This is a genomic window from Geobacillus sp. BMUD (assembly GCF_013096845.1).
Classification (GTDB): domain Bacteria; phylum Bacillota; class Bacilli; order Bacillales; family Anoxybacillaceae; genus Geobacillus; species Geobacillus vulcani.
The window spans coordinates 1-14747 of record NZ_SDLA01000022.1 but is presented as its reverse complement, the minus strand read 5'-3'; the positions used below and the strand labels follow the sequence as shown (position 1 = coordinate 14747).

The following is a 14747-nucleotide window of genomic DNA, read 5'->3' as shown; positions in this document are numbered from 1 at the left end:
AAAAAGGCAACCTCCAACTAAAGTTCGCTTTTTGTCCCTTATATTTCCATATTACCATTATTTATCCTTTTCTGATTCCTTTTAGCTTTTCTTCTTGTCCTTCTTCGGCTTAATCATCGCTACCGTATCCGCAAAAATCAAATCGGCTTTTTCTTTTTTCGGTATTTTCTGCCGTCCCTTTGATGTCCTTGTCCCCCTTCGATGAAGTTCATCCCAAAATTCTTTCCAAGGTTTTTGGAAATACGTTCGAATTAACCGTAATACTTCCCTCATCGTTTTTTTCGTTTGGGTCATCAGTTTGACGAGCAATGTTAATCCATAAGCAATCAATGCAAGAAACATTTGATTCCAGATTCCTTGAGGCTTCGTGCTCCAGATTTTCGTTGTTCGTAAATGCTGTTTCACCCATTTAAAGAAAATTTCAATCGCCCAACGATGTCGATAAATATCCATGATTTGTTCAGGGCTTAAATCAAAACGATTGGTCACAATTCGGTATAGATGTCCCTGTTCATCCCAATATTCAACGAGACGAACAGGATACAGTTTTTCATTCGATGTAACACCGATCTTTACCACGGCATCTAAGCGAATCTGAGGATGATTCAGAAGTGTTCTCTCTAGATACATCACCTGTTGCCTTTCTTTGATTCGCACAATGAACGAGATTTCTTCCTTCGCCCATCGATTCATTCGTTTATGACAAGCAAACCCTCGATCCATGACATAGGTCGCATCGCACTCTTCTACTAATACATCGGCTCCTTCAAAATCCGTCACATTGCCAGTGGACGGGAGAATTCGATCAGGAAAGACGGTATCCGGTGAAGCCACCACGAATCGAGTATGCATTTTTACATGGGTTAATCCTTTCGTTACATACGCCCAATTGGATAGTTGTTCAGGGAGCCTAAGATAGGTGGAGTCGACAATGGCTAATCGACCGATTCCTTTTGGTAACCCTGCTAACGGTTTCGTTCGCTCTCGAATCTGGCCAACTACCTGAAAAAAGAGATATTGTACCCATTCGGTAGGTAATTCATTAATCCTTCGACTTAATTGAGACCCACTAATACTCTCTAGATTCAGACTCTTCAACAATTCTTTGTCAGCCCGTAGTTTTTCCTCGATATCCGCATAGGATTCCCATTTTCCCAGTTGAGCTGCGACAAAAATTTTTATAAGGGAATCCGCTGTTAATTTTTTTTGATCATAGTTGAGAAGTGGACAAGAAAACTTTTCGGTCGGCAATAAAGATAAACATTGACGAATGACGCTTTGATGAATTATATTGTTCTTATTCATTGAAAAAACTCCTTTGTAGAAGACTTGTTTTTGGGACAAACAAGCCAACACTTCTACAATAGGAGTTTTTTTCTTTTGCATAAACGTTTTTTTATATCACACTTTATTTACTAATTTTGTAAGCTGTGCAACGCTAGTGGATGGGAACACCCTCTTCCACCGCTATATATATGCACTGACTGATCGTGTCATATGTTGTGTTTATCTTGAAAGACAGACGACCTTTTGGAGCAGCCCCGTTTTTTGGCCGCCTGTTCGCTTCCGGCGTTTTGAGCTACTAAATCATCTTCTCCGGCCTTACCCATTCTTCGTACTGCTCGGCTGTCACATACCCGGTTTTCAAGGCCGCTTCTTTCAGCGTCAATCCTTCGCGGTGCGCAAGCTTGGCGATTTCTGCGGCTTTGTCATAGCCGATATGCGGGCTTAACGCTGTCACGAGCATCAGCGAGCGGTCCACGTACTCTTTCATTTTCGTTTCGTTCGCCTCCAACCCTTGGGCGCATCGCTCATCAAATGAGCGAATAGCATCGCCAAGCAGCTGCACGGACTGAATGGCGTTATAGGCGATGACCGGTTTGAACACGTTTAATTGAAAATTGCCTTGGCTTGCCGCAAAACCAATTGCCGCATCATTGCCAAACACTTGCACGGCCACCATCGTCATCGCTTCGCTTTGCGTCGGATTCACTTTGCCCGGCATGATGGAGCTCCCAGGTTCATTGGCTGGAATCGTGATCTCCCCGAGCCCAGAGCGCGGTCCGCTCGCCAGCCAACGAATATCGTTAGCGATTTTCATCAGATCGGCGGCGAGCGCCTTCAACGCCCCGTGAACGTAAACGATCTCGTCATGGCTGGTCAGCGCGTGAAATTTGTTGGCAGCAGAGCGGAACGGGTAGCCGGTTTGGGCGTGCAGCTGTTTGGCGACTTGTTCGCCAAACGCTGGCGGCGCATTGATCCCCGTGCCGACCGCCGTGCCGCCGATCGCCAAATCGAGCAGCTTGTCGGCCGCTTCGCTGATCATCATTTTGCTTTTCTCCAGCATCGTCCGCCACCCGGAAATCTCTTGTCCGAATGTGAGCGGCGTCGCATCTTGCAAGTGGGTGCGTCCGATTTTGATCGTCTTCGCATATTGCCGCTCCTTCGCTGCGAACGTGCCGATCAATCCATCCAGCGCCGGCAGCAAATGCTTGTGAATTTTCACATACACCGCCATATGCATGACCGTTGGAAACGTATCATTGGAGCTTTGTGACATATTCACATCATCGTTCGGGTGAATGCGTCCCTCGCCGTCACGGAGCAGCTCGTTGGCCCGTCTCGCCACCACTTCATTGACGTTCATATTCGTCTGCGTCCCGCTTCCCGTCTGCCAAACGACAAGCGGAAAATGCGCATCCCACCGGCCGGCCAAAATTTCATCGCACGCGGTCACAATCGCCTGTCTTTTCGCTTCACTCAGCTTCCCGGCTTGCTCGTTGACGATGGCCGCGGCTTTTTTCAGCTCGGCATAGGCATAAATGAGTTCCAGCGGCATCGTTTCCTTGCCGATCCGGAAGTTTTGCCGGCTCCGTTCCGTCTGCGCTCCCCAGTATTTATCGGCCGGCACTCGCACTTCGCCGAGCGAGTCGCGTTCGATTCGTTCGTTCATTGCGTTATCCTCCTTTGCATCGACATCCCCATTACATTTTTATTCCCATTTTCAGGCGGATCAACGCAACGAAGCGGCTAAAAAGACGTCTATATTCAAAAAGGGGGAATGGTTCGACAATGAAGAAACGATGGGCCCCGCTTCTTAGTTTGCTTCTATGGCTTTCCGGCTGTTCATTCGGTGATATCAAGCCGCCTGCATTAACGTTGACCGTCAACGGTGAAACGGTCGACCACCGGCTCGGGACTTATACGTGGTCGACAGGCCGGCGCGGAGTTGTTGCCGATGCCGCCGCCCCACCGCTGCTCGTCAGAGAACTCAAGCCTCATCCCGTCGCTTCGGGTGCAAAACTTCGCATCCAGTTTGACTACCGCCCATTCATGCTCGAAGCCGGCGTATGGAACGGCGAGGATGCCGACTGGAAACCGGTGCAAAATGGAACGATCACGCTGCCCAAACAACCAGGTTCGTACATCTACGTCATTCGCGCTGCTTGGAAAGAGGGGGAGGCGATTTATGCGTGCTTGATCCGCATTCCATAGCGTGGTCATTTTCATCGTCAAAACAAAAAGAACACCGGGGAAAACCCCAGTGTTCCAACGGATGGGAGGCGCTGATTACATCATGCCGCCCATGTCCGGCATGTTGTTGTTGCCTTTGTTTTCTTCCGGTTTGTCGGCGACAACCGCTTCGGTCGTCAAGACCATGGCAGCGACAGAAGCAGCGTTTTGCAGCGCCGAGCGAGTGACTTTCGTCGGGTCCACGATACCAGCTTCGATCATGTCGACCCATTCACCCGTTGCGGCGTTGAAGCCGATGCCCGGTTTTTCGTTTTTCAGACGCTCAACGATGATCGAGCCTTCCAGACCAGCGTTTTGCGCGATTTGACGAACCGGTTCTTCGATCGCGCGCAATACGATTTTCACGCCGGTTGCTTCATCGCCTTCCGCCTCGATAGCCGCGACTTTGTTGTAGATGTTCATCAATGCCGTACCACCGCCGGCGACAATGCCTTCTTCAACAGCCGCACGAGTCGAGTTGAGCGCGTCTTCGATGCGCAGTTTGCGTTCTTTCAATTCTGTTTCGGTTGCCGCACCAACTTTGATGACCGCTACACCGCCAGCCAATTTCGCCAAGCGTTCTTGCAGTTTTTCGCGGTCGAATTCGGACGTTGTTTCTTCAAGCTGCGCACGGATTTGGTTGATGCGTGCTTTGATGCGCTCCGAATCGCCAGCGCCTTCGACAATCGTCGTCGTTTCTTTCGTTACGACCACTTTCGACGCACGGCCAAGCGAAGCGATCGTTGTCGATTTCAGTTCGCGGCCAAGCTCTTCCGAAATGACTTCGCCGCCCGTCAAAATCGCAATATCTTCGAGCATCGCTTTGCGGCGATCGCCGAAGCCAGGCGCTTTGACGGCAACGGCATTGAACGTGCCGCGCAGTTTGTTGACAACAAGCGTCGCGAGCGCTTCGCCTTCGACATCTTCCGCGATGATCAAGAGCGGACGGCCTTGTTGGACCACTTGTTCAAGAACCGGCAGCAACTCTTGGATGCTCGATACTTTTTTGTCCGTAATCAAGATGTACGGATTTTCGAGAACAGCTTCCATTTTTTCCGTATCTGTAATCATGTACGGCGAAACGTAACCGCGGTCGAATTGCATCCCTTCGACAACGTCGAGTTCCGTCGTGAAGCCTTTCGATTCTTCAAGCGTGATGACACCGTCGTTGCCAACGCGTTCCATCGCTTCAGCGATCAATTGGCCGACTTCTTCGTCAGCAGCCGAAATCGCAGCCACTTGGGCGATCGATTCTTTTCCTTTGATCGGTTTGGAGATGGCTTTTAATTCTTCAACGGCAACAGCAACCGCTTTTTCAATCCCGCGGCGGATGCCCATCGGGTTCGCACCAGCAGCCACGTTTTTCAGCCCTTCGCGGATCATCGCTTGAGCCAATACCGTAGCGGTTGTTGTACCGTCCCCAGCGATGTCGTTCGTTTTGCTGGCGACTTCAGCGACCAGTTTCGCGCCCATATTTTCAAACGGGTCTTCGAGTTCGATTTCTTTCGCGATCGTTACCCCGTCATTCGTGATGAGCGGCGATCCAAATTTTTTCTCCAATACGACGTTGCGGCCTTTCGGACCTAACGTGACTTTCACTGCGTCTGCGAGTTTGTCCACCCCGCGCAACATCGCACGGCGCGCTTCTTCGCTGAACTTGATTTGTTTTGCCATACCCCGTTACCTCCTTATGAAATTGTTGGACTGCGTGCCACAAGTTAAGTATTCGATTAAGTACCCCGTATGTTTTCGGAATGTTTATGTCATGAACACATATATATTAGCGGATGACAGCTAAAATATCGCTTTCGCGCAAGATCAAGTATTCTTTGCCGTCGTATTTCACTTCTGTGCCGGCATATTTCGAGAAGATGATGCGGTCGCCGACTTCGACTTCCGGCGCGATGCGTTGGCCGTTATCGAGCACGCGGCCTGCACCGACAGCAACAACGCGGCCTTCTTGCGGTTTTTCTTTCGCCGTATCCGGCAATACGATGCCGCTAGCCGTTTTTTCTTCTGTTTCCACGACTTCAATGACAATACGATCGCCTAATGGCTTCAACACGGGGAACAACCTCCTTAACGATAGTTTTCGCCGTTCTTATTAGCACTCATCATTATTGAGTGCTAACACACTTATAATATTAATGAACTTCTTTCGGTTTTGCAAGTAGGAAATGCAAAAAAAAATAACTGTTTTTCTCTCCTAAAGAAGAAAGAGCAAAAGGAGCCGGCTGTTTTGCCTCTACTCCCTATCCGCGCGGAGCTCGTTTTCATTATTTCACATTCCCCGAACTGATAAACGGCTCCGGTTAATTTTTTACGGCGGTGAGGTGGGACGCAAGAACGCAGTTTTCTTACTATTTTCGCCATATATGTGCTACAATACGGATATAATTTGAAATAAAAGGGGTAGAGGATTTGAAACGCAACCATTGGTACGTCATCATCACGTATATCGTCATGCAACTGTCAGCCTTTGTCGGCGTGCCGTTTCTTCGCGCCCTCGGCGTCGGCCAAGGAGCAGAAAGCCGCCTCGAAGCCGCCAAACTGGCTTCTGGGTATTGGGCGATCATCAGTTTCCTGCTCGCTTTTGTCATTATCCTATGGCTCCTTCGCGGTGACCGCGACGAACGAATGATGCGGCGGCTGCCGCTCGCTTCCTCGTGGGCGTGGGCCGTCTTGGGCGTCTTTTTGGCGCTCACGGCGCAAAGCATCGCCGCCAACATCGAATGGCGCCTGCTCGGCATCAAACCAGGGTCGGAAAATACAAGGCAAATCATCGATATCATCCGCCTGACGCCGCTGTTGGTTGTCGTCACGTCCATTATTGGGCCGATTTTAGAAGAGATCATTTTCCGCAAAATCATTTTCGGCTCGCTTTATGAAAAATACAACTTTTGGCTCGCTGCGCTTGTCAGTTCGCTTTTGTTTGCCATTGTCCATATGGAGCCGGAACATTTGCTTCTGTATACATCCATGGGGATGGTCTTCGCGTTTTTATACGCAAAAACCGGACGCATTTTCGTACCGATTTTCGCCCATGTGGCCATGAATACGTTGGTCGTCGCCTTGCAGACGCTGTTGGCTGACGAGATTGAGAAAATGATGCAACAGTCCGAGCTGCCGCTCGCCGTTTGGAGGGTTTGGCTATGATGCGACACCCTCGGCTGTTTTCGCTGCCGTATTTCATCTTAGGCTCGCTGTTTACGTATTTGGCCATTGAAAGTGCTCATGAAACGATTTGGAACGTCTCCACCATCGCTTTGGCGGCGCTCGCTGCCTTTGATTTCGGCACCGCCCTTCGCCTTCTTTTCGCCTCAAAACACTGATCCCCTTCCCGTGATTCGCATGGGAGGGGGCCAGAACATCAATCTCATGACGGCGGTCATATCGTGAAAATGGAAACGAAAAAAAACAAGAGGCCAACCTCAAAGCCTTGTTTTGCGGCTTTTGAGACAGCCCCTTCATTTGGTCCGGCCTTGCTTTCCTCTCAATGTTTTTTCGTCCCGCCTCACCCATTGCCTTCCTGCTCGGCTGCTCGTTGCGCTTTCCGATAGCCGATGCGCGCCACCCAAATGCTTCCTTCATACAAAATGGCGAGCGGGATCATGACGATTATCTGCGATAACACATCCGGCGGCGTAATGATCGCCGCCAAAATAAGGAGCGCCAAATACGCATGCCTGCGGATGCGAACAAGAAGCTGTGGCGTAATAAGCCCTAAGCGGGTGAAAAACAGCACAACAATCGGAAGCTGAAACACGATGCCAAACGGCAGCACAAGCTGAAGCAAGAACTGAAAATATTCATTAATGCCGATCATTTGCTGAACTCCTAGTTGGTCAGCCAGCTGGCTCATAAATCGAACGACAAACGGAAACAAAACGAAATAAGCGAAGCTGACGCCTGCTAAAAAAAGAACGATCGACGCCGGGATATAGCTCAGTGTCACTCTCCGCTCTTTTTCGTAAAGTCCAGGGCTGACAAACGCCCAAATTTGATACAGCGACACCGGAGAGGTCAACACGGCGGCGATGACAAAAGCAAACTGAAAATACACTTTAATCGGATCGGTAAGACGAAAGGCGTTCATGGTCAAATGCTTCGCCTCAGCCGTTCGTTGCAAATACAAAATGACGTCATCAACAAAAAAGAAACTAGCGACAAGCGCCACAGCAAAAAAGACAAGAACGATGATGAGCCGTTTCCGCAGTTCGCCCAGATGCTCATACACCGACATTTCTTTGTCATTCATTGTTTCCCCATCCTGTCTTGTCATCGGTCAGTTTTCGTTTCTTCGTCATCAGCAAGCCCTTTTGTGGCATCTTTAAACTCGCGAAGCGATTGGCCGAACGACCGCCCTAATTCCGGCAGCTTTTTCGTGCCAAACAGCAACAAAATAACAAGAACGAGCAATAAATATTTCATGTGTTGTTCTCTCCTTTTTACGATGGCGATGGATAGTTTTTCAAAAAATAGACGAGCGACTGCAGCTCAATGGCTAAATCGATATGATGGACGCGAATATGATTCGGCACGTTCAACCGCGCCGGAGTAAAGTTTAAAATGCCTTTAATTCCTTGCGCGACAAGGCGATCGGTCAGCGCTTGGGCCGCGGCGGCGGGCACCGTTAAAATGGCCACTGGGATGTTTTCATGAAGCCGCTTCTCCAGCTCATCGAGATGGTAGACCGGCACCCCGCCGACTGTCGTCCCTACTTTCCGCTCATCAACATCAAAGGCCATCACGATTTTTGTATTGTTGTTTTTCGAAAAATTATAGTTTAAAAAGGCCGTGCCTAAATTGCCGACGCCGAACAAGGCGACTTCGGTCACCTCATCCTCTTCAAGCGTCCGGCGGAAAAACGACAACAAATAATTGACATTATATCCATACCCTTTCTTGCCAAGGGCGCCAAAATAGGAAAAATCGCGGCGTATCGTCGCTGGATCGACCTTCACTGCCTCGCTAAGCTCGGCAGAGGAGACGCGCTGTTTCCCAGAAGCATGCAAGTTTTTCAAAAACCGGTAGTAAAGCGGCAGCCGTTTGGCGGTTGCCTGCGGAATTTTTGGTTGTTCATTGCTCATGGTCTCATCCCCTAGCTAATCGGTTTTCCGTCGGTAATGGCCGGACTTCCCGCCCGTTTTTTCGACCAAATACGTCGGACCGATGACCATTCCTTTATCAAACGCCTTGCACATATCGTACACCGTCAGTGCACAAACCGAAGCAGCCGTCAGCGCTTCCATTTCCACTCCTGTGCTCCCTTTCGTTTTCACCGTTGCAGTGATGACGAGTTTATGCTCTTCCCCATCGTTTTCCCAAGCAAAAGCAATGTCCACACCCTTTAACATAAGCGGGTGACACATTGGAATAAGATCGGCGGTCTTCTTTGCCGCCATCACCCCCGCCACTTGAGCGACGGCAAGTACATCCCCTTTCTCGATTGCATTGCTCGTCATTTTTTCGTAAATTTCCCGGCTGACAGTCACGCTCGTTTGCGCCACAGCCACTCGCACAGTATCTTCTTTGTGCGTAATATCAACCATTTTTGCGCGCCCTTGTTCATTGAAATGAGTGAACGATGACAATACCATCTCCTCCATTTATACACTATACACGATTTTTCATCATTCGTCTTTGACCGTTTTCGCGACTTACGTTAAACTATTCGCGAGGTGAAATGACATGATCATTTTGCAAGTGCACGGACTCACAAAATATTTCGGTGCTGACCTTATTTTATCGAATATAAAACTAGAAATACAGTCCCGTGACCGAATTGCCCTTGTCGGCCGCAACGGAGCAGGGAAATCGACATTGTTGAAAATCATCGCCGGCAAACTTCCTTTCGACAGCGGCAAAATCCTCAAACCAAACCATATCAAAATCGGCTATTTGGCGCAAAACAGTGGGCTCAACTCGCCGCGTTCCATTTGGGACGAAATGCTTGAGGTATTCACCCCGCTCCTAGGACTCGAAAGACAGCTTGCCGAACTCAGCATGCAACTCGGCGACCCGGACGTACTCGCCGATTCAGCTCGCTATGAAAAAACACTGAAAATGTATGACGAACTGCAAGAACAATATAAAGAACAAGGCGGCTACCAATACGAAGCTGACATTCGCTCTGTTTTGCACGGGCTGCAGTTTTCCTCATATGATTATAAAACAACGCCGATCTCGTCGTTAAGCGGCGGACAGCGGACGCGTCTTGCCCTTGGGAAATTGCTGTTGTCCAAGCCGGATTTATTGATTTTGGACGAGCCGACGAATCATTTGGATCTTGAGACGCTCACCTGGCTGGAGCAGTACTTGCAAGCCTATCCTGGTGCCGTCCTGGTTGTTTCCCACGACCGCTACTTTTTAGACAAAATCGTCACCGACGTATACGAACTGTCCAATGCCACGCTCAAACACTATGCCGGCAACTACAGCCGCTATTTGGAGTTGCGGGCCGAGCAATACGAACAAGAGTTAAAACGGTACGAAAGACAGCAGGAAGAAATCGCCCGACTCCAAGACTTCATCCAACGCAACATCGCCCGTGCCTCAACAGCCAAGCGGGCACAAAGCCGGCGAAAGCAACTGGAAAAAATAGAACGGCTCGAACGGCCTGTCAGCGATGAAAAATCAGCCTCCTTTTCGTTCTCGATCAATCGGCCGAGCGGCTATGAAGTGCTCACCGCTGAAAACATAGCCGTTGGCTATGGGGAAGGTGCCCCCATCATTCGCCAAATCAGCTTCCGCATTACGCGCGGCGAAAGCGTCGCCCTAGTCGGGCCGAATGGCATCGGCAAGTCGACGTTGTTGAAGGCGATCGCCCGAAAACTCCCTATCCAAGCGGGGGAGCTCCGCTACGGCGCAAACGTCCAAATCGGCTATTACGATCAAGACCAAGCTGATTTGTCATCGAACAAACGGGTGCTTGACGAGCTGTGGGACGCCTACCCCGAGAAGACGGAAAAAGAAATTCGCAGTGTGCTCGGCAACTTCTTATTTTCTGGTGATGACGTCTTAAAACCGGTCTCCGCTTTAAGCGGTGGGGAGAAAGCACGCCTAGCGCTCGCCAAGCTGATGCTGCAAAAAGCAAATGTCCTTCTTTTGGACGAACCGACCAACCATCTCGACCTCGACAGCAAAGAAGTGCTCGAGCAAGCGCTCATCGACTACCCGGGAACGATTTTGTTCGTTTCCCATGACCGCTATTTCATCAACCGAATCGCAACAAAGGTGTTTGAACTTTCCAACGGAGGCCTAACTGAATACTTAGGCGACTATGATTACTACATCGCCAAAAAAGAAGAAATGCGCGAACTGGCTCTCCTGAATGTCCGCCCGGCAGAAACGGCAAGTGATTCGGCCAAAACGACGTACGAGCAAGAAAAAGAGGAGAAAAAACGGCGGCGCCAACGCCAACGCCGCTTAGATGAAATCGAAGCCGAGATTACAACGCTGGAAGCACAAATTGCTGAGATCGAGCAGCAACTTTGTGATCCATCCGTTTACGGCGACTATGAAGCGATACAACGATTGACGCAAGAAAACGAAAAGCGGAAGCAGCGAATCGAAACGTTATTGGCCGAATGGGAACAGCTTTATACTTCACTATAACCAGCAACCCGCCTCTGGTTTCGGCGGGTTGTTCTTTAGTTAGTCACATTATCCACAAAAGAATCCACAATTCCCACCATGGAATATAAGTTATTCACCAACTTTTCCACACTATCCACAAACAACACCTTCCTTTTACACAAAAATCGCTGTGTATTGTTTTTCTTATGCCGATAGTGTTTTACCGCTTTTTCCACATTGTCCACAGGTTTGTGGATAAAAATATACACAAACTTTTTTCACTCAAAATTGTAACGCTAAAACAAAAAGGACGGCCCATTTGTCTGTCGCAAACGGATCGCCCTTCAGCGCCTTTCTCGTTTCAGCTCAACTGCCTAGACAAGCGGTAAGCTTGGATTGGCGTTGAGCGTCAAATCAGCCCGCTTTCCTTGTTGGTATAACACTGTTCCCGCAGCGGCAATCATCGCCGCATTATCGGTGCATAACGATAACGGTGGGATGAGAAGCTCCACATCGGGGAGCTCTTTCATTCTATCCTGCAGTGCGTTCCGCAGCCCGCGGTTGGCCGCCACTCCGCCGGCAAGCAACACTTGCCGTACGCGATATTCTTTAGCGGCCTGTATCGTCTTCGTCACCAGCACATCCACGACGCTGGCCTGAAAGCTTGCGGCCATCTGTCTCGGATCGATCTCCTCGCCGCGCTGTTTTGCGTTGTGAAGCGCGTTGAGCACTGCCGATTTTAAGCCGCTGAAGCTGAAATCATACGAACCTTCCTCAAGCCACGCTCGCGGTAAATCCATCACTGGCTCGCCCTCATGGGCCAGCCGATCGATGTGCGGTCCTCCTGGGTACGGAAGGCCTAAAGCCCGCGCCACCTTGTCATACGCCTCACCGGCAGCGTCATCGCGCGTTTCGCCAATCACCGCAAAATCCCCATGCTTCTCCATGTACACTAGTTCCGTATGGCCACCGGAAACGACGAGCGCCAACAGTGGGAACTTCATGTCGGCCACTAATTGATTGGCATAAATATGACCGGCGATATGATGCACTCCAATCAGCGGCAGTCCATGGGCAAACGCCAACGCTTTCGCCGCGTTCACCCCGACAAGGAGCGCCCCGACAAGCCCCGGCCCGGCCGTCACCGCCACCGCATCAAGGTCCGCAAACGATACACCAGCCTGCTCCATCGCTTCCTCAATAACGAGCGTAATTTGCTCCACATGATGGCGAGAAGCAATTTCCGGCACGACGCCGCCAAACCGCCGGTGGCTTTCCATTTGTGACGCCACTACATTCGATAAAATCTCTCTTCCGTTTTTCACGACGGCTGCCGCCGTTTCATCGCAGCTCGTTTCAATGCCTAATACATATACATCTTCATTCATCTCAGCTTCACCCACATGACTAACGCATCTTCAAAGTTATCCGGATAATACCGTTTGCGAATGCCTCCGTTGTGAAACCCAAGCTTTCGGTACAGCGACTGGGCAACATGATTGGACACGCGCACCTCAAGCGTCATCGTCACCGCCCCGTGCTGCCTGGCCATGTCCATCAAGCGTCGCATGAGCGCCTCACCAAGCTTTTGCCCTCGAAACTGCGGCAATACGGCTACATTCGTCACATGCGCCTCATCGATGACAAGCCACATCCCACCATACCCGATGATCCGCCCGTTGTACACCATGACGATATATTTGGCATAGCGGTTGTACATGAGCTCGTTGTAAAACGATTCACGGCTCCAAGGCGCAGTAAACGATGCCTGCTCAACTTGCACGACTTCATCAATGTCATGAATGGTCATTGGCCGAAATTGAACATTGACCCCCATCGTTCTGTTCCCCTTTTTGTTTCGCGAGCCATTTCGCCTCCGCCTCCGCAAGGCGGAGGTAGTTAGGCACAAACACATGGGCGTTCTCGCGCTCTTTTTGTTTGCCTAGCATCACCAACTCACTCGGACGCGGCAACGCCAAAGACGGAGGAGCCACGTGAGCCCGTTCACCTAAATGACTTCGAAACAAATCACTATATAACGGTGCATCCGCACCAATGAACAACACATCCTCTTCCCGCTCGCTCAGCCGACGCGCCCAATCATCAGCCGCCACAATCTGGTCCTCCTCAAGGCAGCGGAGCACACCCCCTTCATAGCGGTAAAGCCCAGTGTAAATATGTCCACGCCGCGCATCAAACAGTGGAACAATGACCCCAGGGAAATAGCGGGCGTTGGCTGCGAGCACTTCAAGGCTTGACACCCCAGCGATCGGAATACCAAGTGACCAGGCAAGCGTTTTCGCAATCGTCACACCAATCCGCACCCCAGTATAAGACCCTGGCCCTTTCGCTACAACGATTAAATCGAGATCTTTCGGAGCAACGTCACATCGTCGAAGCAACAACTCGATGGCCGGCATCGCCCGAGTTGAATGGTCTTTTTTCACATTGGTGATGTATTCCCCTTTCACGATATCGCCATCTACCAAGGCAATGCCAAGCGGCATATTCGATGTATCAATTCCCAATACTTTCATGACGGAAAAATCTCCTTGCACAACTGTTCATAACGCTTCCCCGACGGCTCAAAGCGAAGCAACCGCTCATCGCCGCCTCGATGAAACAAGGAAACGGTCAGCCGTTCCTCAGGCAACTGGCCGGCGATCAAATGCGCCCATTCAATAACCGTAACACCATCGCCATCAAAATATTCCTCGAACCCGAGATCTTCCCATTCATCTTCGAGCCGATATACGTCCATATGATAAAGCGGCAACCGCCCTTCATATTGCTTGACAATGGTAAACGTTGGGCTGTTGACTGTGCTCCTCACCCCCAACCCTTCGGCCAGCCCCTTTGTAAACGTCGTCTTTCCCGACCCGAGGTCACCCTCTAAAGCGATGACCATTCCTGGCTCAAGCTGTTCCGCAAGTCGGCGAGCCACTGCCTTCGTTTCCTCGGGGGAATGCACTACAAGTTCAACTTGCTTCATTGCGTTCCACCTTATCCTAAGTTTGATAAAATAGATCGTTTTTCGTGTAAGAAAATAAAAGGGGCAATTCCTCCCCAGCTACGCTGATGCTTAGAGGCGAGGGGGGAATCGTTGCTGCTTATTTTTCGTTGAAATTGTATCACATCTGAGCACCCCGCCGCCACTTCCAAGGTGAAAACAGCTTCCAAAAAATGAAAAGGACGATCCCGCATAGCCTTTTTGGCTTGCCGTCAGACCGTCCTGCACATAAATTGCTTAAAATCGCCCCAAAAAAGAAAAAAGGGAATGAGGCGTGTCGAAACTCCCTGGTGAATGAAGCTGCCTAGCAGCGACCTACTCTTGCAGGGGCGCTGGCCCCAACTACCATCGGCGCTGGAGGGCTTAACTTCCGTGTTCGGGATGGGAACGGGTGTTTCCCCTCCGCCATAGCCACTAGGCAATGATGATCATCTTGGACAGTTATTATTATATCCATCCTGTTGGATTTGTCAATCGAAATAGTTCATTCCCTCAAAACTAGATAACCGTCGGAAGAAGCCGCTCGCCTGCGCTTTTCTATTGTCCAGTTCCAGCGCCTAGCTCTCTTCTGCCAAATAACCTTCCCCCTCGGGGCGCGAGCGCCCCTGCGGGTGAAGAACATTTGGCTTCGAGAGCGAAACGCGGC

The 14747-nt window shown here is 50.3% G+C and carries 16 protein-coding genes and 1 rRNA gene; 4 read left to right on the top strand and 13 right to left on the bottom strand.

Annotated features, from left to right (window positions below):
- Positions 1-81 precede the first annotated feature (81 nt).
- On the bottom strand, positions 82-1305 hold the full coding sequence (locus tag ETC05_RS16060; RefSeq protein WP_171661417.1) for an IS4 family transposase: 1224 nt from the start codon (positions 1303-1305) through the stop codon (positions 82-84).
- Positions 1306-1582: 277 nt separating this feature from the next.
- Complete coding sequence (gene fumC / locus ETC05_RS16055; RefSeq protein ID WP_031405996.1) at positions 1583-2953, bottom strand: class II fumarate hydratase; 1371 nt, start codon at positions 2951-2953, stop codon at positions 1583-1585.
- Between the two features lie 119 nt (positions 2954-3072).
- On the opposite strand from fumC, the gene ETC05_RS16050 reads away from it, so the two are divergent.
- Positions 3073-3495 (top strand): hypothetical protein, encoded by a 423-nt coding sequence (locus ETC05_RS16050; protein WP_031405999.1) that lies wholly within the window; start codon positions 3073-3075, stop codon positions 3493-3495.
- 75 nt (positions 3496-3570) lie between these two features.
- Here the strand turns inward: ETC05_RS16050 and groL are convergent, their stop codons facing one another.
- Entirely contained in the window at positions 3571-5187 is a 1617-nt protein-coding gene (gene groL, locus ETC05_RS16045) for a chaperonin GroEL (protein ID WP_015373798.1), read from the bottom strand.
- Between the two features lie 106 nt (positions 5188-5293).
- Positions 5294-5578: a co-chaperone GroES gene (gene groES / locus ETC05_RS16040; RefSeq protein WP_013144057.1), complete on the bottom strand. Its 285-nt coding sequence runs from the start codon at positions 5576-5578 to the stop codon at positions 5294-5296.
- Positions 5579-5934: 356 nt separating this feature from the next.
- Here groES and ETC05_RS16035 point away from each other — a divergent pair, with 356 nt between their 5' ends.
- The gene (locus tag ETC05_RS16035; RefSeq protein WP_031406004.1) at positions 5935-6669 is read left to right on the top strand and encodes a CPBP family intramembrane glutamic endopeptidase; all 735 of its coding nucleotides are present in this window, start codon (positions 5935-5937) and stop codon (positions 6667-6669) included.
- On the top strand, positions 6666-6845 hold the full coding sequence (locus tag ETC05_RS16030) for a YdiK family protein (RefSeq protein ID WP_031406007.1): 180 nt from the start codon (positions 6666-6668) through the stop codon (positions 6843-6845). The genes ETC05_RS16035 and ETC05_RS16030 overlap by 4 nt, the downstream gene beginning before the upstream one ends.
- 182 nt (positions 6846-7027) lie before the next feature.
- Here ETC05_RS16030 and tatC read toward each other — a convergent pair whose 3' ends face one another.
- Genes tatC through moaC form a run of 4 tightly spaced genes read right to left on the bottom strand, consistent with a single transcriptional unit; the run spans position 7028 to position 9107 of the window.
- Positions 7028-7771, bottom strand: a complete 744-nt coding sequence (gene tatC / locus ETC05_RS16025) for a twin-arginine translocase subunit TatC (protein WP_031406009.1) — start codon at positions 7769-7771, stop codon at positions 7028-7030.
- Positions 7772-7791: 20 nt separating this feature from the next.
- Positions 7792-7944 (bottom strand): twin-arginine translocase TatA/TatE family subunit, encoded by a 153-nt coding sequence (gene tatA / locus ETC05_RS16020; protein ID WP_031406010.1) that lies wholly within the window; start codon positions 7942-7944, stop codon positions 7792-7794.
- A 17-nt stretch (positions 7945-7961) separates the two neighbouring features.
- Complete coding sequence (locus tag ETC05_RS16015; RefSeq protein ID WP_031406012.1) at positions 7962-8603, bottom strand: redox-sensing transcriptional repressor Rex; 642 nt, start codon at positions 8601-8603, stop codon at positions 7962-7964.
- Between the two features lie 15 nt (positions 8604-8618).
- Positions 8619-9107, bottom strand: coding sequence for a cyclic pyranopterin monophosphate synthase MoaC (gene moaC / locus ETC05_RS16010; RefSeq protein ID WP_031406014.1), 489 nt, complete (start codon positions 9105-9107; stop codon positions 8619-8621).
- Positions 9108-9204: 97 nt separating this feature from the next.
- On the opposite strand from moaC, the gene abc-f reads away from it, so the two are divergent.
- Positions 9205-11130: a ribosomal protection-like ABC-F family protein gene (gene abc-f / locus ETC05_RS16005; RefSeq protein ID WP_031406016.1), complete on the top strand. Its 1926-nt coding sequence runs from the start codon at positions 9205-9207 to the stop codon at positions 11128-11130.
- Between the two features lie 335 nt (positions 11131-11465).
- Here the strand turns inward: abc-f and tsaD are convergent, their stop codons facing one another.
- The 5 genes from tsaD to rrf all read right to left on the bottom strand — a co-directional run bounded on the left by tsaD (position 11466) and on the right by rrf (position 14520).
- On the bottom strand, positions 11466-12479 hold the full coding sequence (gene tsaD, locus ETC05_RS16000) for a tRNA (adenosine(37)-N6)-threonylcarbamoyltransferase complex transferase subunit TsaD (protein ID WP_171661416.1): 1014 nt from the start codon (positions 12477-12479) through the stop codon (positions 11466-11468).
- The gene (rimI, locus tag ETC05_RS15995) at positions 12476-12928 is read right to left on the bottom strand and encodes a ribosomal protein S18-alanine N-acetyltransferase (protein WP_031406020.1); all 453 of its coding nucleotides are present in this window, start codon (positions 12926-12928) and stop codon (positions 12476-12478) included. Before rimI ends, tsaD begins: the two co-directional genes overlap by 4 nt.
- Positions 12888-13628, bottom strand: coding sequence for a tRNA (adenosine(37)-N6)-threonylcarbamoyltransferase complex dimerization subunit type 1 TsaB (tsaB, locus tag ETC05_RS15990; RefSeq protein ID WP_031406021.1), 741 nt, complete (start codon positions 13626-13628; stop codon positions 12888-12890). The genes rimI and tsaB overlap by 41 nt, the downstream gene beginning before the upstream one ends.
- Entirely contained in the window at positions 13625-14083 is a 459-nt protein-coding gene (gene tsaE, locus ETC05_RS15985) for a tRNA (adenosine(37)-N6)-threonylcarbamoyltransferase complex ATPase subunit type 1 TsaE (RefSeq protein WP_171661415.1), read from the bottom strand. Before tsaE ends, tsaB begins: the two co-directional genes overlap by 4 nt.
- Before the next feature lie 320 nt (positions 14084-14403).
- A 5S ribosomal RNA gene (gene rrf / locus ETC05_RS15980) occupies positions 14404-14520 on the bottom strand.
- Positions 14521-14747 lie beyond the last annotated feature (227 nt).

Bases quoted from the DNA above. Each gene is read 5' to 3' on its own strand.
- ETC05_RS16060 (WP_171661417.1), bottom strand. From the start codon at position 1,305: ATGAATAAGAACAATATAATTCATCAAAGCGTCATTCGTCAATGTTTA.
- fumC (WP_031405996.1), bottom strand. From the start codon at position 2,953: ATGAACGAACGAATCGAACGCGACTCGCTCGGCGAAGTGCGAGTGCCG.
- ETC05_RS16050 (WP_031405999.1), top strand. From the start codon at position 3,073: ATGAAGAAACGATGGGCCCCGCTTCTTAGTTTGCTTCTATGGCTTTCC.
- groL (WP_015373798.1), bottom strand. From the start codon at position 5,187: ATGGCAAAACAAATCAAGTTCAGCGAAGAAGCGCGCCGTGCGATGTTG.
- ETC05_RS16030 (WP_031406007.1), top strand. From the start codon at position 6,666: ATGATGCGACACCCTCGGCTGTTTTCGCTGCCGTATTTCATCTTAGGC.
- tatC (WP_031406009.1), bottom strand. From the start codon at position 7,771: ATGAATGACAAAGAAATGTCGGTGTATGAGCATCTGGGCGAACTGCGG.
- tatA (WP_031406010.1), bottom strand. From the start codon at position 7,944: ATGAAATATTTATTGCTCGTTCTTGTTATTTTGTTGCTGTTTGGCACG.
- ETC05_RS16015 (WP_031406012.1), bottom strand. From the start codon at position 8,603: ATGAGCAATGAACAACCAAAAATTCCGCAGGCAACCGCCAAACGGCTG.
- abc-f (WP_031406016.1), top strand. From the start codon at position 9,205: ATGATCATTTTGCAAGTGCACGGACTCACAAAATATTTCGGTGCTGAC.
- tsaD (WP_171661416.1), bottom strand. From the start codon at position 12,479: ATGAATGAAGATGTATATGTATTAGGCATTGAAACGAGCTGCGATGAA.
- rimI (WP_031406020.1), bottom strand. From the start codon at position 12,928: ATGGGGGTCAATGTTCAATTTCGGCCAATGACCATTCATGACATTGAT.
- tsaB (WP_031406021.1), bottom strand. From the start codon at position 13,628: ATGAAAGTATTGGGAATTGATACATCGAATATGCCGCTTGGCATTGCC.
- tsaE (WP_171661415.1), bottom strand. From the start codon at position 14,083: ATGAAGCAAGTTGAACTTGTAGTGCATTCCCCCGAGGAAACGAAGGCA.